General features: G+C 30.4%; 21 protein-coding genes. 5 read left to right on the top strand and 16 right to left on the bottom strand.

Annotated elements, in window-relative coordinates; translation table 11 throughout:
* Positions 1 to 33: 33 nt before the first annotated feature.
* Positions 34 to 1,590, bottom strand: a complete 1,557-nt coding sequence (locus JJD95_RS00655; protein WP_291639323.1) for an ABC-F family ATP-binding cassette domain-containing protein — start codon at positions 1,588 to 1,590, stop codon at positions 34 to 36.
* 328 nt (positions 1,591 to 1,918) lie between these two features.
* Between JJD95_RS00655 and JJD95_RS00650 the strand changes: the two genes are divergently transcribed.
* Positions 1,919 to 3,094 (top strand): class I SAM-dependent rRNA methyltransferase, encoded by a 1,176-nt coding sequence (locus JJD95_RS00650; protein WP_291639321.1) that lies wholly within the window; start codon positions 1,919 to 1,921, stop codon positions 3,092 to 3,094.
* Positions 3,095 to 3,311: 217 nt separating this feature from the next.
* Here JJD95_RS00650 and JJD95_RS00645 read toward each other — a convergent pair whose 3' ends face one another.
* Positions 3,312 to 4,016 carry a 2-phosphosulfolactate phosphatase family protein gene (locus JJD95_RS00645; protein WP_291639318.1) on the bottom strand — a complete coding sequence of 235 codons (705 nt, stop codon included), beginning with the start codon at positions 4,014 to 4,016 and terminating at the stop codon, positions 3,312 to 3,314.
* A gap of 140 nt (positions 4,017 to 4,156) precedes the next feature.
* Here JJD95_RS00645 and JJD95_RS00640 point away from each other — a divergent pair, with 140 nt between their 5' ends.
* Positions 4,157 to 5,068 carry a transposase gene (locus JJD95_RS00640; protein ID WP_291639316.1) on the top strand — a complete coding sequence of 304 codons (912 nt, stop codon included), beginning with the start codon at positions 4,157 to 4,159 and terminating at the stop codon, positions 5,066 to 5,068.
* Positions 5,069 to 5,306: 238 nt separating this feature from the next.
* Here the strand turns inward: JJD95_RS00640 and JJD95_RS00635 are convergent, their stop codons facing one another.
* The 3 genes from JJD95_RS00635 to JJD95_RS00625 form a co-directional block, all read right to left on the bottom strand.
* Positions 5,307 to 6,431: an ABC transporter ATP-binding protein gene (locus JJD95_RS00635; protein ID WP_291639314.1), complete on the bottom strand. Its 1,125-nt coding sequence runs from the start codon at positions 6,429 to 6,431 to the stop codon at positions 5,307 to 5,309.
* A 133-nt stretch (positions 6,432 to 6,564) separates the two neighbouring features.
* The gene (locus JJD95_RS00630; RefSeq protein ID WP_291639313.1) at positions 6,565 to 7,494 is read right to left on the bottom strand and encodes a TIGR01212 family radical SAM protein; all 930 of its coding nucleotides are present in this window, start codon (positions 7,492 to 7,494) and stop codon (positions 6,565 to 6,567) included.
* Positions 7,495 to 7,615: 121 nt separating this feature from the next.
* Positions 7,616 to 8,698 (bottom strand): hypothetical protein, encoded by a 1,083-nt coding sequence (locus JJD95_RS00625; protein ID WP_291639311.1) that lies wholly within the window; start codon positions 8,696 to 8,698, stop codon positions 7,616 to 7,618.
* Between the two features lie 227 nt (positions 8,699 to 8,925).
* Here JJD95_RS00625 and JJD95_RS00620 point away from each other — a divergent pair, with 227 nt between their 5' ends.
* Together JJD95_RS00620 and JJD95_RS00615 are read left to right on the top strand one after the other, a co-directional pair.
* Positions 8,926 to 9,999 carry a transporter gene (locus JJD95_RS00620; protein ID WP_291639308.1) on the top strand — a complete coding sequence of 358 codons (1,074 nt, stop codon included), beginning with the start codon at positions 8,926 to 8,928 and terminating at the stop codon, positions 9,997 to 9,999.
* 88 nt (positions 10,000 to 10,087) lie between these two features.
* On the top strand, positions 10,088 to 11,026 hold the full coding sequence (locus JJD95_RS00615; RefSeq protein WP_291639306.1) for a radical SAM protein: 939 nt from the start codon (positions 10,088 to 10,090) through the stop codon (positions 11,024 to 11,026).
* Between the two features lie 74 nt (positions 11,027 to 11,100).
* Here JJD95_RS00615 and JJD95_RS00610 read toward each other — a convergent pair whose 3' ends face one another.
* The 7 genes from JJD95_RS00610 to murI form a co-directional block, all read right to left on the bottom strand.
* Positions 11,101 to 11,766 (bottom strand): phosphatase PAP2 family protein, encoded by a 666-nt coding sequence (locus JJD95_RS00610; protein WP_291639304.1) that lies wholly within the window; start codon positions 11,764 to 11,766, stop codon positions 11,101 to 11,103.
* Between the two features lie 29 nt (positions 11,767 to 11,795).
* Complete coding sequence (locus tag JJD95_RS00605; protein ID WP_291639302.1) at positions 11,796 to 13,595, bottom strand: heme NO-binding domain-containing protein; 1,800 nt, start codon at positions 13,593 to 13,595, stop codon at positions 11,796 to 11,798.
* A gap of 130 nt (positions 13,596 to 13,725) precedes the next feature.
* Entirely contained in the window at positions 13,726 to 14,391 is a 666-nt protein-coding gene (locus JJD95_RS00600) for a S24 family peptidase (protein ID WP_291639301.1), read from the bottom strand.
* A 114-nt stretch (positions 14,392 to 14,505) separates the two neighbouring features.
* On the bottom strand, positions 14,506 to 14,883 hold the full coding sequence (locus JJD95_RS00595; RefSeq protein WP_291639299.1) for a DUF3783 domain-containing protein: 378 nt from the start codon (positions 14,881 to 14,883) through the stop codon (positions 14,506 to 14,508).
* A 68-nt stretch (positions 14,884 to 14,951) separates the two neighbouring features.
* On the bottom strand, positions 14,952 to 15,467 hold the full coding sequence (locus JJD95_RS00590) for a peptidylprolyl isomerase (RefSeq protein ID WP_291639297.1): 516 nt from the start codon (positions 15,465 to 15,467) through the stop codon (positions 14,952 to 14,954).
* Between the two features lie 148 nt (positions 15,468 to 15,615).
* Positions 15,616 to 16,056 carry a hypothetical protein gene (locus JJD95_RS00585; protein ID WP_291639295.1) on the bottom strand — a complete coding sequence of 147 codons (441 nt, stop codon included), beginning with the start codon at positions 16,054 to 16,056 and terminating at the stop codon, positions 15,616 to 15,618.
* Positions 16,057 to 16,293: 237 nt separating this feature from the next.
* Entirely contained in the window at positions 16,294 to 17,076 is a 783-nt protein-coding gene (gene murI, locus JJD95_RS00580) for a glutamate racemase (protein WP_291639293.1), read from the bottom strand.
* A gap of 233 nt (positions 17,077 to 17,309) precedes the next feature.
* On the opposite strand from murI, the gene JJD95_RS00575 reads away from it, so the two are divergent.
* Positions 17,310 to 17,606 carry a hypothetical protein gene (locus JJD95_RS00575; RefSeq protein WP_291639292.1) on the top strand — a complete coding sequence of 99 codons (297 nt, stop codon included), beginning with the start codon at positions 17,310 to 17,312 and terminating at the stop codon, positions 17,604 to 17,606.
* A gap of 104 nt (positions 17,607 to 17,710) precedes the next feature.
* Here JJD95_RS00575 and JJD95_RS00570 read toward each other — a convergent pair whose 3' ends face one another.
* From JJD95_RS00570 to JJD95_RS00555, 4 genes are all read right to left on the bottom strand, one after another.
* On the bottom strand, positions 17,711 to 19,072 hold the full coding sequence (locus tag JJD95_RS00570) for an MATE family efflux transporter (protein ID WP_291639290.1): 1,362 nt from the start codon (positions 19,070 to 19,072) through the stop codon (positions 17,711 to 17,713).
* Between the two features lie 137 nt (positions 19,073 to 19,209).
* A complete protein-coding gene (locus JJD95_RS00565; RefSeq protein ID WP_291639288.1) occupies positions 19,210 to 19,746 on the bottom strand; it encodes a hypothetical protein in 537 nt (178 codons plus the stop codon).
* A 159-nt stretch (positions 19,747 to 19,905) separates the two neighbouring features.
* Entirely contained in the window at positions 19,906 to 21,369 is a 1,464-nt protein-coding gene (locus JJD95_RS00560) for a HAMP domain-containing sensor histidine kinase (protein WP_291639286.1), read from the bottom strand.
* Positions 21,362 to 22,051 carry a response regulator transcription factor gene (locus JJD95_RS00555; protein ID WP_291639284.1) on the bottom strand — a complete coding sequence of 230 codons (690 nt, stop codon included), beginning with the start codon at positions 22,049 to 22,051 and terminating at the stop codon, positions 21,362 to 21,364. The genes JJD95_RS00560 and JJD95_RS00555 overlap by 8 nt, the downstream gene beginning before the upstream one ends.
* Positions 22,052 to 22,253: the final 202 nt, after the last annotated feature.

Genomic DNA, 22,253 nt, shown 5'->3' with positions numbered 1-22,253 from the left:
GAAATTATTCTAGCTCTTTTTGTTTTGTGTAAATTACACTATTTTAGTTGTCCACTTTTCGCAGTCCCAAACGTCTGTCACTATGTCTTGATAGAACTCTGGTTCATGACAAACTATAAGTAAGCTTCCTGTATATTCTTTTAGAGCCCTCTTTAATTCGTCTTTAGCATCTACATCTAAGTGATTAGTAGGCTCATCTAGGATCAATATATTACTTTCCCTATTAATAAGCTTAGCAAGTCTTACCTTCGCTTGCTCTCCACCACTAAGCACAGTAACTTTACTTTCAATATGCTTTGTAGTAAGTCCACACTTAGCAAGCGCAGATCTTACTTCCCCCTGAGTGAGACTAGGGAATTCTTGCCAAAATTCTTCGATACAATTATTGCGGTTAACGCCCTTAATTTCTTGTTCATAGTATCCTATATATTGATAATCACCTAAGTTTGTCTTACCTGAAACAGCTTTTATATCACCCATAAGACTCTTAAGTAGTGTTGTTTTCCCAACACCATTAGCACCAGTTAGAGCAATCTTTTGCCCTCTTTCCATATATAAATCCAATGGCTTAGATAATGGACTATCATACCCAGTAACTAAATCCACAGTTTTAAATATTATTTTCCCTGAAGCTCTTGCAGATTTAAAATTAAATTGTGGTTTTGGTTTATCTTTTGTAACTTCTATTCTGTCAATTTTATCTAATTTCTTTTGTCTTGATTTTGCCATTCCACTAGTAGAAGCTCTTGCTTTGTTTTTAGCAACAAAAACCTCTAGTCTATTAATTTCCTTTTGCTGCCTTTCATAATCGGCTTCTATTTGTAGCCTTTTAGCCTCATGAATTCTCAAAAACTCTTCATAAGAGCCTATATATCTAGTTAGTTTTTTATTTTCTACATGATATATTATATTAACTGCATCTTTTAAAAATTCAATATCATGAGATATTAGGATAAATGCATTTTCATAATTTTGAAGATATCTCTTGAGCCATTCTACATGCTGCTCATCCAAGAAGTTAGTAGGCTCATCGAGCAGTAGGACATCTGGAGTTTCTAATAAAAGTTTTGCAAGAAGAACTTTCGTTCTTTGTCCTCCACTTAAATCTGCAACATCATTCTCAAGGCCTACCTCTTTAAGTCCAATTCCTGCAGCTACCTCATCTATCTTAGAATCAATAGCATAAAATCCATTATTATCAAGCAAATCTTGGATTGTTCCCATTCTGTCCAGTAATTTTTCTAGTTCCTCTGGCGTCGCATCTCCCATTTTCTCTGTTACATCAAGCATTTCCTCTTCTAAATCAAAAAGATATTTAAAAGCATCCCTCAAAACTTCTCTAATGGTTTTCCCCTTTTCCAAAACAGTATGCTGATCCATATATCCAACTCTAACGCTACTTGACCATTCAACATCACCTTCATCTGGCATAAGCTTACCTGTAATAATGTTCATAAATGTTGATTTGCCTTCTCCGTTAGCTCCTATAAGTGCAATATGTTCACCTTTAAGTAATCTAAAAGATACATCTTCGAATATTGATCTATCACCAAATCCGTGGCTCATGTTTTTTACTATTAATCTACTCATTTGTGTTTCTCCTTACTATAATATGATTTTATATATTTATTTTTAGTTATATACTTATTTATTTTCAATACTGGTATTATCTATATAAATATATAGATATCCATTGAAAGAAAATACATCCAACTTTTATCTAAATTCCCTTAAATCAAGTATACATATAAAAATGACACATATATAAGTGTAATTTATAATTGCGCTAATGTCAAAAGAATTTTATGGATTTTATATTACAATTTACTTCAGTGTGGTATACTACTATAGATAAATAGGGTAATATTTATTATTGAAAATTAATTTATGCCCCTAAAAAGTACAGGAGGGATTTAATATGACTTGTAAATTTTACTTATATAGAGGTAAAGGTAGAAATGCAGAAAGTGGACATCTTTGGATATACGCCAATGAAATTGAGTACTTTGATGGCGAATATGAAAATGGAGACATAATTGAAGTGTATAATTTCAGACAGGAATTTATAGGAAAAGGCTTTATAAATGATGCTTCTAAAATTGCCATACGAATAATGACTAGAGACATACACGAAGAAATAGATGAAGATTTTTTCAGAAAGAAGCTACGCGCTGCCTCTGACTACCGAAAAACAGTTATAGATTATTCTAGCTGTAGATTCTTATTTGGAGAAGCAGATTTTGTACCTGGAATGATTATAGATAAATATGAAGACTATTATGTTATTCAATCATTAGCACTGGGCATAGATAAATATAAAGATATAATAGTTAAGTTACTAACCCAGGAATATGGTGCAAAAGGTGTGTATGAAAGAAGTGATGCTAGAGTTCGAGAGCTTGAAGGTATGGAACAAACAAAAGGATTCTTAACAGATCCATTTGACACTAACATCGAAATTGTTGAAAACGGAGTTAAATATAATGTTGATATAGAAAACGGTCAAAAGACTGGATTTTTCTTAGATCAAAAGGAAAACAGAGCTGCTATACATAGATTATGCAAGGATGCTGATGTCTTAGATTGTTTTACCCACACAGGTTCTTTTGCTCTTAATGCCGGTATAGCTGGAGCTAAAAGTGTACTTGGAGTAGATATATCTGAGTATGCAGTAGAATATTCAAGAAAAAATGCTGAGCTTAATGGACTTTCAGATATAGTTAAATTCGAATGCCATAATGCTTTTGATGTTTTACGCCAATGGTCAAGAGAAGGAAGGCAATACGATGTAGTTATCCTTGATCCTCCAGCCTTTACAAAGTCACGTTCTACTGTAGATGGCGCAACAAGAGGATATAAAGAGATTAACCTACGTGGTATTAAATTAGTTAAACCAGGTGGATATTTTGTAACTTGCTCCTGTTCGCATTTTATGAAGCCTGACTTATTTAGAGATACAATAGCAGAAGCAGCAAGCGACGCAAAAAGAACACTTAGACAAGTAGAGTTTAGAACTCAATCAGCAGATCATCCTATACTATGGAATTCTGATGAATCTTACTACTTAAAGTTTTTCGTATTCCAAGTGGTATAAAATATAAAAAAGTATATATTACTAGAAATGCTTTCATTTCGCTAATTAATTCTAAAATTTATTTTATTTATATCTGCTAAAAAACTCAAACTCGCTATCGCTCAAACAATGAGTTTTTCTTGACGCAGATTTAAATAAAATAAATTAGAATTACTAAAGCTTATTCAAATGCATTTTACGTAATATATACTTTTTTTGCGTCTAAGATTACATATTTTTAGAATATAATCCCATCCTTATATTCTGGAACCATATCTATAATATCTTTTCTACAGCAGTAATCTAAATCTGCTTCAAGACCTAATTCCATAATCTTTTTATAGTGACTTGCATACTTTATAAAACTATAGATGTCTTCATTGTTTTTATAAATATAATGAGAGGTTACAGCTATATCTGATAGATCTGCTTCTATTTCTTTTAACACACAATTGATTATGTACCCACTACATAAAAAATCATCTATAGAAAATTCACCATAAGTCCCCGCATTGACTATCACAACATCTCTATTTAATTCTATTATTCGTTTTGCAGTAGACTTAGCATTTATCATGGCACCTATTAAGATGCTACTGGCACCCACGCAGCCTTTTATAGCTTTAGTCCCATTGGTAGTCGTCATCACAAGAGTTTTGCCTTCTATGGTATCTCTAGTGTATTCTAAAGGGGAATTTGAATAGTGAAAGCCTTCTATTTTTAATGCATCTCTCTCTCCCCCTAGCATAAACTCCTCTTTGCTATTTCTCACAATGTCAGCTGCTGCTTCAACTGTTAAAACGGGGATTACACCTTTGCATCCATTATTAAGCGCAGTAACTATTACACTAGTTGCCCTAAGCATATCTATCACTACAACTGTTTTGTTTTCTATTTTCTCCTTTTTTATATCCTCAGCAGAAATTATTATATCTATTTTCATATTATCTTCACTCCTTTGAATAATTGTGAATAATTGGGGACGGTTAACAATTTTTTAAGCTATTAATCCAAAAATATGAATATCATTTCACTCCACAGGCAATAATTTAAATAAAATCTTATGAGTAGGAGTGATTTTCCATGGCAAGAATGGCAAGATTAAAAGCAGCTGATGCTATATATCATATTATGTGCAAAAGCATCAGCGAGGTAACTTTATATAGAGATTCCGAGGATAAGAAAAAGTATTTATCCCTTGTGAAGAAGTACAAAAATCTACACAATGTTAAAATTTACGGGTACTGTCTTATGGATAACCATGTACATTTATTGCTTGATTCCAATGGCGCAGACATATCAAAAGTAATGCATGGAATAAATTTTTCTTATGCAATGTACTTTAATAAAAAATATAAAAGAGACGGACATCTTTTTAAAGGTAGATTTAAGAGCAAAATAGTTGATAATGACCAATACTTAAAAACCGTATCATTATATATACATAATAATCCTTCAAGTATATGTGAATTTAAAGATTGTCCTGAAAAATATGCTTTTTCGAGTTTGGGAGTATATATTGGGAAAAAACGAGACCATTTCAATATAGTTGATTATAGATTTGTAATGGACCTTTTCAGTAATAATCTTTCCACCGCAAGGAAAAGCTACTATAGCCTCATTGATGGATGCACCGATGAGAAATTAAAAGAAGAATTTGAATTTGAAGATGAAAAAACAGAATATAGAAGTGGACGTAAAATCCCTATAACAAATTATACAGCTAAAGATGTAATGAACTTTATAGCATTAAAGATGAATATATCAGAGTTTCATTCTTTCACGAAATACCGTAGAAAACTTGTAGGTGCAAAAGCCTTAATAGTTGTTTTAATGAGGTGTCTCTGCAATTTAAAATTTAGCGATATATCTGACTCCCTTGGGAACATTACTCAGGCTAGAGTTTCCCAATTAACTAGCATTGGTATTGAATTAATTGAAACCGATAAAAAATATACAAATATTATAGATGAATTTATTGAATTTTATGCTTAGCAAAAATTCAATTAGATACTATAACCTATAAATATTTTATTATTTCAAATGAAAATTTTTATATTTAATAGGCATAAAATTTATTTTAGATAGAGTTGGACAAGTATTGAAACATATACTACTTTAACTAACCAAATCATAAGTCCAATGAAAATATATTGTGAATAAATGCATCTTGCAATGATCAGGTACAAGCTTTCGAGAAAAACCTGAAATAATCTCTAAGGTTAAATACTTGTTAACCGTCCCTATTTACCAAAAGAGTCATTTCTGTTTCTTTATCAAAAACATGAATTTTTTTTGTATCGAAAGCAATTATAATTTTATCTCCAACTTTAGCATTAGAAGACCCGTTAACTCTAGCTACAATACTTGCATCTCCTTTTGACATATAAATATTAGTTTCTGCACCCATAAGCTCTGCAACTTCAACTTGTGCTTCAATAACTGAATTTTTATTTTTTTCAATAAAGGCTATACCGTCATCAATATCTTCTGGTCTAATTCCCATTATAACAGTTTTACCAATATATGATTTTTCTTTTATAACTTGTGCTTTATCCTTTGGTAATACTATAGTTTCATTATCAAAAGAAAGAACTACTTCTCCATTTTGCTCTAAAACTTTAGCTTCCATAAAGTTCATTTGAGGACTTCCTATAAATCCAGCAACGAACATATTAACTGGGTGCTCATATATGTTATGAGGAGTATCTACTTGTTGGGCCAGGCCATCTTTCATTACAACTATTCTTGTTCCCATAGTCATAGCTTCTGTTTGGTCATGAGTTACATAAATAAAAGTTGTTTGAAGTTTGTGATGAAGTTTAGCTATTTCTTTTCTCATTTGAACCCTTAGTTTAGCATCTAAGTTTGATAGTGGCTCGTCCATTAAAAATACCTTTGGATTTCTAACTATTGCTCTTCCAAGTGCTACTCTTTGCCTTTGACCACCTGATAGTGCCTTTGGTTTTCTATCAAGTAAATGTTCTATATCAAGTGTTTTAGCCACATCAGTAACCTTTTGTTTTATTTCATCTTTTGGCATTTTTCTTAGTTTTAATCCAAAAGCCATGTTATCATATACAGTCATATGTGGATACAATGCATAGTTTTGGAAAACCATAGCTATGTCTCTGTCCTTAGGCGCCATATCATTTACTAGTTTATCACCAATATAAATTTCACCTTCTGTAATTTCTTCAAGACCTGCTATCATTCTTAAAGTTGTTGATTTACCACACCCTGATGGTCCTACGAAAACTATAAATTCTTTATCTTCTATTTCAAGATTAAAATCTTTTACCGCTGTTACATTTCCAGTATAAACCTTGAATATGTGCCTTAATGATAAATTCGACATAATTTATTCCTCCTACATATACATTTTAAATGATTTTAATATACATACATTGCAATCCTTTAAATTATATTTATCTATTCTCAAAACACCCAAAAGTCATAACGTTAATTTGTAGAAAGACACAAATGCCCTCTTAAATTTTAAAATTAACTCCTTGATATATATCTAATTCCTTTAATTTGTTATCTATACCATTTAAAACTTCCCATTTTTTTAAACTCCACATAGGACCTATTAATAGTTCCCTTGGCGCATCACCTGTTAATCTATGTATAACCATATTAGGTGGAAGCCTAGTAATTGCCGTACAAATTGTATCAATATATTCTTCCTGTTCTAGAAATTTTAGTTTTCCACTTTTATATAGCTCAGTCATAGGTGTATGCTCTATAAGATGAAGCAAATGCATTTTTATACCCTTTATATCTTTACTAGCCACATAATCTATTGTTTTTAACATATCCAATGTACTTTCACCAGGAAGTCCAAAAATAGTATGCACCACCACATCAATATTTCTCTCATTAAGGTTTTCAAGTGCCTCTTCAAACTTTGATAATTTATATCCTCTATTAATGATTTTTGCACTTTCATCGTTACAAGTTTGAAGTCCTAATTCTATCCATGTGTATATTCTATGCGAATATTCTTCTATAAGATCTAACACATCATCATCTAAACAATCCGGTCGAGTAGCTATAGCAAGTGCCACCACACCCTCTTGTAATACCGCTTCATCATATTTTGCTCTTAATAATTCTATTGGTCCATAAGTACTAGTATAAGCTTGAAAATAAGCAATATATTTTTCTGATTTCCATTTTTTACTCATCATATCCTTTATGTCTTCAAATTGTTTTTTAATAGTAAATTCTCTATTTCCAGCAAAATCTCCCGAGCCCCTTTCGCTACAAAATAAACATCCTCCACTACTAATGGTTCCATCTCTATTGGGACATGAAAATCCGCCATCAAGCGATATCTTAAAAACCTTACCATAAAACTTTTCTCTTAAAAAATAATTCAAACTGTGATATCTTTTGTCACCCCATGCTTTCTGCATTAATCTCTTCCTTCCTCTATGTAAGGTATAAATTAAAATGACTAGTCACTAAACTAGTCATTTTAATTAATTTACTAACTTCATACTAATTATACCTTATAGTATAGCACGCGAGAGTTAGTTATAATTTATCTACGGTAAAAATCTTTAAATCTAATTTCCATTTGCCAACAATATCAATTTCCGAACTATTAAGCTTTGGTTTAGGTATTACTTCATACGTCATAGTATCCTCACCGAAGGATGAAAATACTATTTCCACATTTTCTATTGGATAATCTTTTTCAAAATTAACAGGAATCATATCCCCATCGTCTACTTTGTAAATCCTGATACATTTACCCATGTCTTCTTTAATGTATTGAACAAGAAGGAATTTTTCATCTAATGAGAAGATCATAAAATCCACTTTACAATCCAGCAATAAATCAACTGGAATTAACTCTTTACCAATTGGTTTCTCCTTAGCTACTTCTCCAGATTCGCCTCCTTCCCCTCCCGAAGCTCCTCCAGACTGGCCCCCTACATCTCCTTGAACTGCTAGCGACTCGTCAATATTAACAATACCTATAAACGAATTTTTATTATAAGTACTAACCGCAAGTTTTTCTCCTTCATAGCTAAAATTTATAGAACTGAATTTTTTTATTGGTACTACTATTTTATAAAGATGCGCTTCATCTTCACTTGAGTATGCATATTTAGGAAGCCCTGCTTCATCAATTATTAAATTAGTTTTTATATTTTTCTTATCTCTATATCTAATACCTTTACCTTCAAGGAAAGCTTCCTCTTCTGGATTACTAGTAATCTCGCTTATTTTGTATTCAGCTCCATCTTTAACAATTTTAATGGAATATTCATCAAGGCATGACTGTGAGCTAACCATGGATGTTCTTGTAACTCTAACCTTAAAAATTCCACTTCGACCAACTTCATTACTTTCTGTAACTTTATAACCCTTTATCTTCATATCACTAATTGGCATATTTGAAACTTTTAGAAACAAATCTTTAGTATATAATTTTTTACCATTTTCATAATCTTCTTTCATAATTAATTTCATATAATTTTCAACTACATTGGTTGCAGTTTGAATTTCAAAAGTGTTAGTTTGTACCTTCTTCTCTTCCTCCTTTTTTGTGCACGCTGTAAAAGACAAAATAAATACCATTATTAATAAACAGCTTAAGAACTTTTTCAATATCTCCACTCCCTCTAAATGAATTTTAGTTCAATAATATTGATTATAACTGCTCTCACATTTAAGATTTACAAAGTAAAATTTATTATACTAATTATAGTTTCCCTATAAATAAAATTTTAATTTATAAAATCGTTATTTATTATTAAATATTATACATATATTTATAAAGACAAGCATTTTATTTAAGTATGACCTTAATTTAATAATTTTATGGAGGAGATATTTTGAAAAAGACAATTGGTCCAATATTTCAAATTGCTGCTGTATTTATCGGAACCATAGTGGGTGCCGGACTAGCTTCCGGGCAGGAGATAACTCAATTTTTCAGTACTTATGGATATATAAGCTTTTGGGGTATTCTGATATGCTGTTTAATTTATATTGTTATAAGTTCTATTATAATTTCTATTAGCCTAAAGCATAAATTAAGTTCCTATACCGAACTTATTACTCTTGTAAGTCCTGGTTTCTTCGGGGTAATTACAGACATTTTTACAAGCTTTTTCTTGATAAGTGGAGCTGCCATAATCCTTGCTGGAAGTGGTGCACTGCTTCATCAATATTTTGGCGTTTCAAAATGGGTGGGAATTTCTCTTATGTCTATAATCTCTTTATATACACTGCTTAAAGATACTAAAGGGCTAATAACTATAAATTCCTTTATAGTTCCATGTCTTACTACAATTATTATAACTATATTTGTTTTATACTTAGTATTCTACAGAGATATTGTAAGTGCTTCCTATATAAAACAAATTCCCTCTTATAAAAATAATATTGTTCCTGCTCAATGGTTTTTCTCAGCCTTACTTTATGCTGGTTTTAATATGCTATGCTGTAGCGGCGTTCTAGTTCCCTTAAGTCAAGAAATGAAGCATAAACGTATTCTCATTCCTGGAGTTATAATAGGTGCGTTAGTTCTAACCGTATTATGTTATTTGGTAAATGTAATGCTTTTATTAAACATACCTCAAATTTTTAAGTACGAAATTCCCCTCCTATACATAACACACCGCTTTGGTATGTTAATGCAAATTCTTCTACTTTGTGTAATATTTTTTGAAATGTTTTCAACTGAAGTTTCGGATATATATAGTGTAGGAAAAACTTTGGAGAAAAAATTTAATATATCTTATAAAAAAGCTGTAATTTTGATACTTATTATAGCCATACCTATTTCTCAAATTGGCTTTAGGACTTTAATAAAAGTCCTTTACCCTGGCTTTGGTGCAATAAGTCTTATTTTTCTAGTTCAATGTATTATATTTTATAGAAAAACTACTAAGAAGCATAATTGACCTTATATATAATGAGATGTACAATTCTTATATAAGATATATATATTATCTTAGATTATACCGATAGATATACAAAAGGGAGATACCAATGATTAATAGTGATACAGAAGAATTAAATGATTCATCTTTTTTAAGTCTGCTAAAAAAATGTAATCTATGTCCTAGGAAATGTAATGTTAATAGATTAGATGGAGAATTAGGCTTTTGCCGATCTTCTGTGGATATAAAAATAGCTAAAGTTACCTTGCACCAGTGGGAAGAGCCCTGTGTTTCAGGGCTACTTGGCTCTGGCACTGTATTTTTCTCTAATTGCAATTTAAAATGTGTGTTTTGTCAAAATCATAGAATAAGTAATGAAGGTATTGGAAAGATAATATCTATTAAAAGACTTAGTGAAATTTTTTTAGAGCAACAGAAAAAAGGAGCCCACAATATAAATTTAGTTACACCTACTCACTATGTACCCCAGATAATTGAAGCTTTAAAGCTTGCTAAAGATAAGGGACTTAATATTCCTATTCTCTATAATTCAAATGGATATGAAAATGTGGATACCATTAAGTCTCTTAGAGGATTTATTGATGTTTATTTGCCAGACTTAAAATATTATAAAGATAAATATGCACTTAAATATTCCGGTGCCCCTGATTATTTTAATACAGCTAGGAAGGCTATTACTGAAATGGTTTCCCAAGTAGGCGAAGTCAAATTCGATAGCACCGGGATTATTCAAAGGGGCGTAATAATTAGGCACTTAATGCTACCTGGCTTATTATTTGACTCTAAAAAAATAATAGATTTTATATATAATACTTTTAATAATTCAGTGTATATTAGCCTAATGAATCAGTATACTCCTATGCATGAATCATATAAATATCTTGAAATAAGCAAACCTTTAAATCATGATCATTACGATGCTTTAATTAACTATTGCTTAAACTTAGGTATCACAAAATGTTTTATCCAAGAAAGTGGAACTTCCTCTAAAGCTTTCGTACCAGAATTTGATCTAAGCGAAGTGTAAAAATGGAAATTATAAAGTTTCATAAAAATAAAAAATCCCCATGATTAAAGTCATGAGGATTTTTTAGATAATAATTATTCTACATATGTAGTAGATTTATCTTCATCAATATTAAAATTTATATTCTTAAAGGAAAAATATAATACACAAGCGAATATTATGCCTACCGCCACATCAGCAAAATAATGCTGTTTTATAAACATAGTAGATATAATTATGGATGTAGCCATAATAACGCAAATTATTTTAGTAAGTTTATTAACCTTTTCTGATTTATAAATATAAAAAGCTATTAATGCGGAATTCAAAACATGAATACTTGGGAAAGCGTTATAAGGATTATCCGCAGCATATAAATTAGAAACTAAATTGCTTAAGAAATCACTGCCTGTTATTATGGGTCTTGGAACATATGTTGGATAAAAGAAATAAATTACATAGCATGTAATCATGCCTATATTTATAGTTATAAGAAGTTTTAAATACCTTTCTTTATCTAATACACATAAAATAGCCAAGAAAATTGCAATAAATGCATACCAAGATACATATGGTAATATGAAGAACCTATTAAAAGGTATAAACTTATCCACAAATGTAAACACTGAGTTAGTACTTCCTCTATATTGATTTAACATTGGATAGGTCAAACTTATTAATGGTATGCTTAGTCCCCACAAACCACGTTTCATAATATCCTTCCATTCGTGAGCAAAGACTTTCTTTTGTAATTGTTCCATTTGTGACCCCCTAATAGCTCTAACAAAAGCTATATTTTATATTTTCTAAGTTCATTTTTAAATGAACTTGTTATCCTTTTAAATTCATATATATTATTAATAAGTTTCTTTATTTCACTGGTATAACTTCCAACACTTGCACTTACCTCTTCTGAAGATGCAGAGCTCTCTTCAGCAATTGCTGCTAAAGACTCTATTGTTTCATATATATTTGAAATAGATTCAGCTTCTCTATCTAAATCATTTATAGTATTTATCATTGATGTAGAAACTATTCTAACAGACATTGTAGCCTCGTAGCTTATATCTCTTACCTCTTCTAGGCCTTTTGTTTCGTTTTGAAGAATATCATACTGGTCACCAATTTTAACAACAAGTAAATTTATATCCTTAACAAATTCGATTAGATTAGTATTAATTTCTTCTACCGCACTCTTCGACTGTTCTGCAAGCTTTCTAACCTCGTCAGCAACTACAGCAAATCCCCTACCTTGCTCACCTGCACGTGCAGCTTCAATAGACGCATTTAAAGCCAGAAGATTTGTTTGTTCAGAAATTTGGGAAACAATTGATACTATATTTGTTATATCATGAGCCTTTGTTTCTAAACTAATGCCATTATCCTTAACCTCTTGAAATTTCTCTAATGTTCCAAGTATATTTTTACTTGTACTATCAACGTTTTCATAGCTATTATTGATCTTTACAATAGCCTTTTCTAATTCATCTTTGTTATTGTTTTCATTTTTAACAATATCCCTAAGTGCCCTTATATTATCATTTAAAATTAAAACAGCATTTTCAGTGTTCTCTGCTTGGCTTACCGAACAGTTTGCCATTTGATCCACTACTCCTGATATATCTTCAGAAGTATTGTTCATAATACTGGAGATTTTATTAATGTTTTCAGCGAATGTATCCATCTCATCAGTTACGCCTTTAAACTCAACAAAATCTGCTCTAAATACTTTTTTATATTCCTTAAGTTTTATATATAGTTCTTCATACTCATCCCCAGTTACTATATCTCCATCTTCAACATAATTATTACTACTTATTTGGTCTATAGTTTGTAAAATTAGGCTCATAGGTCTCCCCATTATAAAAGATGCAAGGCTTGAACCTGCTCCAGATAATGTAGCAAAACCTAATACTTTTACTATATTTTCACCTGTCATTAGAACTACAGCTCCAAGTAAAGATATAATAAAAGTAACTATACCTACTTTAAAAGGCACCTTCTTAATAAACCCTAAAGATAGCATTTTATTAATTTTATATATTTTTTTATAATAAATATCTTTATCAAATGTAAGTTTTAAACTCATACTATCTGAAGTTTTTTCTATTTGCTGTATTTCAATTTTCTCATTGAAATACTCACAAGTTCCATCTAAAAGTCCTAAAAAATAATCAAACATTGCCCTCTTAGAATTATAAGTAAATATTGCCTCCCGTCTTGAAATAGGTTTTATACCCACAAGTGGCGGTTTAGCTCCATCAATTTTTTTTGTCATTACTACATGTATATCAAATAGGGATTTTAAAAATGAATATACATTTTCAGTCTGAAAAAATGCAGGAAAATCTCTATGGAAAGCTGTTATATTATCTTTTCCTATGCTTCTCCACAATTTTTCAAGGGATATATTTTGTTCTTTTGATATACTACCTATTATATTTTTAACCTGTCCATCATCTATGTTCTCTGCTGGTAAAAATATTTTATGCGCACTCCATCCCACTGATTCCATTGCATTATCAACTACACCATCACCATAAAGCTTCCTACAAGTTTTCATCCATGTTGCTACTACTGTGCCTTTCATTATGTTAATCCCCCTCATTTTGTCCCTTGTTAATTTTTAGCTATTAAAATTGCTAAGTTAGTATTATAACCAATAGCCCCCTAAAGTTTATAGTATACTATAAAATATGAATAGTGTTTTGTTAATAATATTATAACTTAAACTCTACTCTGTCTAGTCTTGCAATTACCACAATTTCCTTATGATTAACTGTCTCAGTTCTTAATGACGCTTTATTACTTATTAATAGTATTTTATTACTATCCAATTTCTTTATTTGTCTTAATACTCTTTCTCCATTATAATCCACAAGTGAAATAGCATTATTTTCTATTTCGTGTGTCAAATGAGCAAAAGCAATATCTCCACTACAAATTCTAAACCCAAGCATATCATCATTTTCTATCTCTAAAAACAATACTTTATCTTGAGCATACCCATCTATTTTGTTTGATATTATGGGCATTTGTTTTATGCCTATAGATTTAATCAAGTCATATTTATAAATAGCCACATCTTTCAAAACTGAGCTAAAAGCATCATTCCAAACTTCTTTTACGTTTTGCACGCTTGGTCTTTCAAGCCTTGGTTTTCCTTCTTCTTCGTGGTCATCAGATTGAAAAGCTACAGAAGTATCTCCAATTTCTTCGCCTAAAATTTTAGATATTTTTTCTATAAATTTTTCATTTATAACTTTTTTACCCATCTCAATATCATTAATAAAACTTTCAGAAACCCCAATTTTTTTAGCTAGGTTTTTCTGGCTTACTGCTTTTGATTCTCTTACCTGTTTAATCTTATCTCCTATTCTGCTCATAACTCTCCGCCTTTCCAGTTAATATTCATTGTAAGCATCCTATAAATCCAACTATTATTTATATTTTTCTATAAAATATGAATCTTCTGCATATAGCAGAAGATTCATATTTTGTTATTTCTTTATTTTATATGCATCTCTTTCCTCTATTAAATGCTCTAAAAGGTAACCAACCGTCCATTTCATAGATGTTGGCGTTACCGCAGCCAGTATAGTGCTAGCACTTTTAGTCTCTCTTATATTATCAATTAAATCATATAGTTCCGTGTCTTTATAATTGTTAAATAAGAGCAATTTTTCAAGAGGTAATTCTATTTTACTTTCTTTAATTTCTGAGCTTAACAATATTTCTTCAATTGTTGCGTTGCCCATATTTTTCTGAATTACTTTGCAGGGTAGTATGTTTTGCTTTAACAGTACACTATTAAGTTTCCCCTCTTCCTCTTGGGTTAATCCATATGCAAGGATAAGCTTTTCATTAATATAATTCATACTCTCTCCCCCTTTACACTTAAAAAATTTATTCGAATTTAATGTTTCTGAACGATTAAATGACTATATTACATTTTTTGTGGTTCACCGTACTCTTCGCCAAAAGTATCAACTGTCATACTTTCTATCTTTTGTTCTTCACGTGGTTTATCCCTAAAATCCCTTTCAGTCTTAGCTATTTCTAAAGCATTCTCCATGCCCTCAGTTACTTTACCAAACCCTGCATAACTTCCATCTAAATGATTAGAATCAGCTACCATAAGAAAGAACTGACTTCCTGCTGAATTTGAATCATTAGATCTAGCCATTGATAAAACACCAGTTGAATGCTTCAAATCATTTTTAAATTTATTAGAAGAAAACTCACCCTTTATTGAATATCCTGGGCCACCTACACCTGTTCCTTCAGGACATCCACCTTGAATCATAAATCCTGGTATTACTCTGTGAAAAGTAATTCCATTGTAAAACCCTTTATTTATAAGGCTAATAAAATTGTTCACTGTGTTAGGTGCCACTTCTGGGTACAATTCCGCTTTTATAACTTTACCATTTTCCATATTAATTGTTACTATTGGATTCATATAATTATCTCTCCTTTTATTATGTATTCATTATAAATTATATCACATTTTATATTTTTTATATGCAAATTATACATTTAATCATCTAAAAAAATAACTAAAGAATAACTAGTATCTCTGCTAGTTATTCTTTTTGACTAAGAATGAACTAAATAACCTGCTGCTCAATGCTCATTTCCAAAATCAATTTTTCTTGAGGTTCCTCGAATTTTATATGAATATTTCCTCCTGGAAGTATTATTAAAAAATTTTCGTATAGCATATCTACCTCTTGATTTATACCAATATTAAATATATCTATTACTAAGTTCTCACGGCTCTCTACTCCATCATATTCATAGCCAACATCTATACTACCAAAGGTGGTTATATCTTTTAACTGTTTATATTCGCTTGCAATGATTAGCTGAGCAATATTTTTATTTTCTACAGATTTACATACTAAATGATTTATCACACATAAACAATTACTATTCACCGGATTGCTTAGAATTATACAATTAATTTTTCTCTTCTCTTGAATTTTTAAATCAAATATATCATGCGCTATGTGATGTTCGTCATTTTTTTTTAATTTAAATACTCTCATCTCATCACCTTATTTCCTCAGTTTTTTTGCTTAAAGCATTAAAAAAAATAACCGATAAGTATCATTGTTTGTTTTTTTAGAATGCCTAATTCAGTTTATTCTGATAGTGATGATATTGCTATAATTAATTATATAAACTTTTTTATATGAACCCTTAAAACGTAACCCTAGAAACAAAAAATCAGTCTAACCCTACAAAACTAGGTTCAGACTGTTTTCACATGCATAATATATGTTTTAAAGTAAGTTTTTATTTAATAATTTATAGCTTAAATCTATCATATTATTGCTGGTATCCGAACTATATATAGTTATTATCCCCTTTGTTTTCTTTTCATTTAAAAGATCACTTTTAATAAGTTGTCTTTTTAGTTGGTTTGCCGTACCTACACTTCCGTCTATTATAATAGTTTTATCACCAACAACTTTAGTTAATTCATTTTTTATAAAAGGATAGTGAGTGCATCCTAGTACTATAGATGCTATATCTAAATACATAAAATCCTTTAACTTGTCTTTTAGGTAGCTATTGATTTGCTCCCCCTCTACAATCCCATTTTCAATAAGTTCAACAAGACCTGCACAAGGCATAGATATTATATCAACTTTCTTATTATACTTCACCATTAAACCTTTAAACTTCTTTTCAGCCAAAGTCATGGGAGTAGCCATAATTATTACACTTTTACCTAAACTTATTTCTACAGCTGGCTTTAGTGCTGGTTCTATACCAATTATAGGTATGCCCTTGTACTTTGATCGAAGCGCGTCTATCGCTGCACTAGTGGCCGTATTACAAGCAATTACTACTGCTTTCACACCTTTACTCAAAAGGAAATCTACTGCATTAAAAGTTAATTCTTTAACTTCATTTACATCTTTAGTTCCATATGGCGCATTTATTGAATCCCCAAAATATACAAAATCCTCATTTGGAAGTACTATAAGAGATTCCTTTAACACACTTATTCCACCCACTCCCGAGTCAAAAAATCCTATTGGCTTTTCTTTATTGTTCACAATATCACCACCATATTAAATTTAATAATTAAACATACACTTTATTTGAAAAGTATACAAATATTTAATGTGACTATATTTCTTAGTCACATTTACAGGTTACCGTAAATATTATGTTATTAAGGCTATCTATTTACCTTAAATTATAACATAAAAAGAAAAATTTATACTACTATGCGGGAATTTATCTTGTATAAATATTTTTCAATTTCTAAATAGAAAGGAGCGATTGTATGCCTTCTGCACCTGATTTTAACAAATTTAAAGATTCAATAAGTAATAGTTTAGAAAAACTATCAAACAAATCTGAAGACTTCCTTGAAACATCTAAAATCAAGTATAAAATTCATTCTGAAGAAAACAGTATGGAAGAACTCTACAAAGATATGGGAAGAGAATTGTACACAATTTTCAAAACTAATCATCACATTGATGACTCACTGTTAGATTATTGTAATGCATTAAAAAAAATAGAAAATCGCATAAAGAATCTTGAAAAAAAGCTCCATAACCCTGCTTATAAAAAGTAAAATACTAAAACCATTATTATTTGCACAATATAAAAAATAGTGAGATTAATTGGACCTCTTGGACCAGTCTCACTATTTTTTAGTTTTGTTTTTCTAAATATGCACTATATAATTATGTCCTTATCTTCGCCATGTAATTTATTTAAATGTCTAATCTCTACAAATAAGAACACCGCGGTTAAAATTGAAGATATTACATCCGAACTAGGTGCTGAAGCCCATACACCATTTAAGTCAAAAAATCTCGGTAAAATAAATAATAATGGTATAAGGATTATAACCTGTCTACTGAGTCCTAAAAATATAGATATATTAGCTTTACCTACAGCTTGGAAATAATTTGAACTAACTATTTGAAAGCCTATTACAGGAAGCATAAATAGATATATTCTAATTCCCTGGGCCCCTACTGCTATTAACGCTGGATCATTACTGAATATGTTTATAAGTTGTTCCGGGAATAATTGTATTATTATAAATCCAGTTGTAGTAATGGTTGTAGCTGCAAGTATGGCAAGTTTTAGAGCATGCTTAACACGATCATATCTTTTTGCCCCATAATTATAACCAATTATGGGTTGAGACCCTTGGTTAATTCCAAATATAGGCATTAACACTAGCATTGCGATACTCATAATAGCTCCCATAGCTCCAAGTGACACATCCCCACCATATTTAACTAAACTTTTATTAGAAATAATAGTTACAAGACTTGCAGCAAGTTGCATTAAAAATGGAGACATCCCTATAGCAAAAATGCTCTTTACAACCTTAATATCTAACTTTAGATTTTTATAACATATTTTTAATACACTTTTCCCGTAAAGGAAATAATGTAATACCCATATAGTGTTTACAATTTGAGAAATAACAGTAGCTATTGCAGCTCCTTTTGTTCCCATGTGTAAAACAAAGATAAAAATCGGATCCAAAATTGTATTTAAAATCCCACCAATTAACATGGTAAACATAGCTATTCGTGGGTTACCTTCAGCTCGTATTATATTGTTTAGTCCAAATCCTACACTTTGAAAGACTGTTCCTATAAGTATTATTGTTATGTACTGCTTTGCATAAGGCAAGGTAGCTTTACTAGCCCCAAATTTTAATAACATTGGTTGTAAAAATATAAGTCCCAAAATAGTCACTATAAGTGAAATTATAATAATTAAGGTGAAGGCGTTGCCTAAAATATGTTCTGCTGCTTCTTTTTTCTGTTGTCCAAGCCTTATAGATATTAGTGCAGCAGCCCCAATCCCTACTAACATTCCAAAAGCCATAATTATAATAGAAATGGGAAATGTAATTGTAACCCCCGATAAAGCAAGTGTATCTACCCGTCCTATAAATATTCTATCTACAATATTATATAGAGCATTTACTAGCATTCCTACAATTGCAGGAATAGAGAACTTCATAAGTAGCTTCCCTATATTTTCTTCACCTAATTGTTTTGATCTATCCAAATTTTCTTCTCCTTTATCCTTTAAATAATGAACAGTATACTTTGTATAATGAACAGTATACTTGTATAATGAACAGTATACTTGTATACTGAACAATAACCAACATTATATTAGCTCTATGTTGGTTATTATATATCTTATTTACTAATTAATAAATTCAGCTTTTCTTCTATGTATTCATTGATATCTTTGTCCGCAATATATATTTTATCCTCTACAAAATCCGGTTTTACTCTAAAGAAATTAATCACTAATTTGTTCGAAGTAATTAAATATTCATCTGAATGTAGTGGAGAGAATATCACCTCTAATTCATCATATTTACTTTCACCCAAAGCATCCTTTAATTTTTCTACCATATTGTCTAGATTAAGTTTTTTTAAGGGTTGAATCATTGCATTTGTGTATTCTAAGTCCTCCATCATCCACATATTGTTGCTCCAGAACTTTAACTCTTTTTTGTTCCCAACAAAAGGTTCTCTATTCTTTATTGCACTCAAGGCTCTTCTTACTGATTCAGCATTAAATTCCTCATCATAAGCGCAAGATAAAGCTTCCATTTGTGCTACATCATAAAAAAACTTTTCTGCTATATTGTCTTTTTCCTTAGCAGCCTGCCAAAAATAGTGCATTGCTTCCACTGCTTCTAAATTAACTTTAATCCTTTTTAACATTTTATTACCCCCTTCAATCCTAATTATTGTATCACTAATTTTACAACCATACTTCAATTATACCCCAAATACATAGGATTATGAATTATAATCATATAGGAATGGATAATTAATGCTCTTATACTTTGTGTTCCGCAATCTATAGAAAGAACATATTTATCACGCATTTTCGTTCTCCTTTAATGTGATTATAAATTTGCAACCTTTCCCTATGTCCGACTTTAAATAGATACTTCCTCCATGCTTTTCAATTATGGCCTTTGAGATTGCAAGGCCAAGCCCTGTACCACCTGTTTTGGAGTTCCTTGTAGCGTCTACGCGAACAAAAGGTTCAAAAATATTTTCTTGAAGATCCTTAGGTATTCCTACTCCATCATCTTCAATAATAATTAAAGTCATACCGTCTTCTATTAAAAGCTTCACGTTAATAGTAATTCCTGCACTATTATATTTAATACTGTTTAATATAATGTTACTTAAGGCTCTATCTAAGTTTTTTCTATCAAAAGAAAGTTCTACTTCATCCTCTGTAATATCAACTTCATATTCCACTCCATTTTGCTCCATCATGGGTACATAGCCTGCTATAAGTTCTCTTAAAAATTCACCTATATCTTGTTTTTTTATATCTAATTTGTATTCTATGCTTTCAACGCGTGAAAGTTCAAAAAGATCTTGAATTAAATCATTTGCCCTTTTACTATTATTATTGATAACCCTTAGCAACTTATTTCTATCTTCAGATAAAATATCACCATTTTCTAATAAAAGTTCTGAATATCCTAATATACTCGTTAATGGATTTTTTAAATCATGAGATACATCAAGAATTATTCTTTTCCTGTTTTGCTCTGATTTTTCCTTTAGGGTGATTTCTTGTTGTATCTTTTCTGCCATTAGATTAACAGCATCTTTTAATTGACCTATTTCATTTAATGAATTAATTTCAACCCGAGCTGAATATTCGCCGCTTTTTAAAGTATTAACTCCTTGTAAAAGTTTTTTTAAGGGTTTAACAAAAATCCTTGATGTAAGTTTAGAGTAAAGTATCATTGTAGATAGCGAAAATATGAATATTATAAAGGGAAATATTTTCAGAAAAGTAATTCTGGTTTGTTTTGCTTTACTTACCTCTCTTAGAAGTTCTATATGTTCAAGTCCCCAAGTATAAGTGTCATAAATGTTGTTAGGCATTGCTGTAATCAAAATGAAATCTTTGTTATCCCCATATTTACTAGAATAAAAATAATCATCTTTTAAATTATTAGTAACCATATCATGAAAATATTGAAGTGTATATTTAAACCCTACTTCATGTTTACTTCCACTTTCCATAATAACCACTAAATTTATATCAATTACTTCAACAAAGCCCTTGTACTTCATAACATTAGAAACATTAATATCCTTATATTCTTCCCTTATAATATAATCTGCTGTTGTATTAACTGTTGGTGCATCCTTGTTATTGATAGAAATATAAAGCAATAGTGCCCCAATAGCTAGCATAAATATGCCAATTAAAATAACTAGAAATAAAATATAATTTCCGAACAATTGAGTAGCCATTTTTTTGCTTTTGAAATGCGAAACTAGTTTATTAACTTTATTTTTATCAATCATGTTTATTCTCCATTTTATACCCTATACCCCTTATTGTTTTCAAATATATAGGATCTTTAGGATCAGCTTCAATCTTTTCTCTAATATGACTTATATGTACCATAATCGTGTTAGAGTCGCCATAATATGGATTTTGCCAAACTATCTCATATAGCTGCTTTTTAGTATATACCTTTCCTGGGTTCTCAATAATAAACTCTAGTAACCTATATTCCTTTGGATTTAAATCTAGCTCTACATTGTTTTTATAAATACAACAGCTTTCCTTATCCAACATAAGTTCTCCAATTATTATACATGTTTTATGCGTTTTATTTGAATATTTATAATACCGTCTTAACTGAGCCTTAACTCTTGCAGTTATTTCAGTAGGACTAAAAGGTTTTATTACATAATCATCTGCGCCGAGTCCAAGCCCACGGATTTTATCCGCCTCTTCTTCTCTTGCGGTTATAAAAATTACTGGTATTTCACTAGTTTCTCTGATCTTTTTAAGAACCATAAACCCATCTATTTTAGGAATCATAACATCAAGTAGTGCAATGTCTATATCTTTATTTTGGAATATATCTAATGCCTCCATACCATCCTCTGCTGTAAACATTTCGTACCCTTCTTTTGATAAGTGAATTTCTAGAAGTTCTCTTATATCCTGTTCATCCTCAACAATTAAAATATTCACAAAGTCCCCCCCTCTTATTATATATATTGTAAACCAAAACATCACTTTAGCACAATTAAAAGGTAAGCGATGGAACACCTACCGTATCCTAAAAAACAAGCTCCACATCAATGTTGTGAAGCTTGTTTTTTAATAAAATCCTTCTTTTGCAATTTTCTTTATATAGTTATACTGTTTTCTAATAAGTTTCTTAAATTCAGTA

The sequence above is a fragment of the Clostridium sp. genome, assembly GCF_016650035.1.
Taxonomy (GTDB): Bacteria; Bacillota; Clostridia; order Clostridiales; family Clostridiaceae; genus Clostridium_AD.
The sequence above is the reverse complement of the archived record's forward strand: the minus strand, read 5'-3'. Positions and strand labels throughout refer to the sequence as shown.

Excerpts from the sequence above, each read along its gene's own strand:
- JJD95_RS00655 (WP_291639323.1), bottom strand. The coding sequence starts at position 1,590 with ATGAGTAGATTAATAGTAAAAAACATGAGCCACGGATTTGGTGATAGA.
- JJD95_RS00650 (WP_291639321.1), top strand. The coding sequence starts at position 1,919 with ATGACTTGTAAATTTTACTTATATAGAGGTAAAGGTAGAAATGCAGAA.
- JJD95_RS00645 (WP_291639318.1), bottom strand. The coding sequence starts at position 4,016 with ATGAAAATAGATATAATAATTTCTGCTGAGGATATAAAAAAGGAGAAA.
- JJD95_RS00640 (WP_291639316.1), top strand. The coding sequence starts at position 4,157 with ATGGCAAGAATGGCAAGATTAAAAGCAGCTGATGCTATATATCATATT.
- JJD95_RS00635 (WP_291639314.1), bottom strand. The coding sequence starts at position 6,431 with ATGTCGAATTTATCATTAAGGCACATATTCAAGGTTTATACTGGAAAT.
- JJD95_RS00630 (WP_291639313.1), bottom strand. The coding sequence starts at position 7,494 with ATGCAGAAAGCATGGGGTGACAAAAGATATCACAGTTTGAATTATTTT.
- JJD95_RS00615 (WP_291639306.1), top strand. The coding sequence starts at position 10,088 with ATGATTAATAGTGATACAGAAGAATTAAATGATTCATCTTTTTTAAGT.
- JJD95_RS00610 (WP_291639304.1), bottom strand. The coding sequence starts at position 11,766 with ATGGAACAATTACAAAAGAAAGTCTTTGCTCACGAATGGAAGGATATT.
- JJD95_RS00605 (WP_291639302.1), bottom strand. The coding sequence starts at position 13,595 with ATGAAAGGCACAGTAGTAGCAACATGGATGAAAACTTGTAGGAAGCTT.
- JJD95_RS00600 (WP_291639301.1), bottom strand. The coding sequence starts at position 14,391 with ATGAGCAGAATAGGAGATAAGATTAAACAGGTAAGAGAATCAAAAGCA.
- JJD95_RS00595 (WP_291639299.1), bottom strand. The coding sequence starts at position 14,883 with ATGAATTATATTAATGAAAAGCTTATCCTTGCATATGGATTAACCCAA.
- JJD95_RS00590 (WP_291639297.1), bottom strand. The coding sequence starts at position 15,467 with ATGAATCCAATAGTAACAATTAATATGGAAAATGGTAAAGTTATAAAA.
- JJD95_RS00585 (WP_291639295.1), bottom strand. The coding sequence starts at position 16,056 with ATGAGAGTATTTAAATTAAAAAAAAATGACGAACATCACATAGCGCAT.
- JJD95_RS00575 (WP_291639292.1), top strand. The coding sequence starts at position 17,310 with ATGCCTTCTGCACCTGATTTTAACAAATTTAAAGATTCAATAAGTAAT.
- JJD95_RS00565 (WP_291639288.1), bottom strand. The coding sequence starts at position 19,746 with ATGTTAAAAAGGATTAAAGTTAATTTAGAAGCAGTGGAAGCAATGCAC.
- JJD95_RS00560 (WP_291639286.1), bottom strand. The coding sequence starts at position 21,369 with ATGATTGATAAAAATAAAGTTAATAAACTAGTTTCGCATTTCAAAAGC.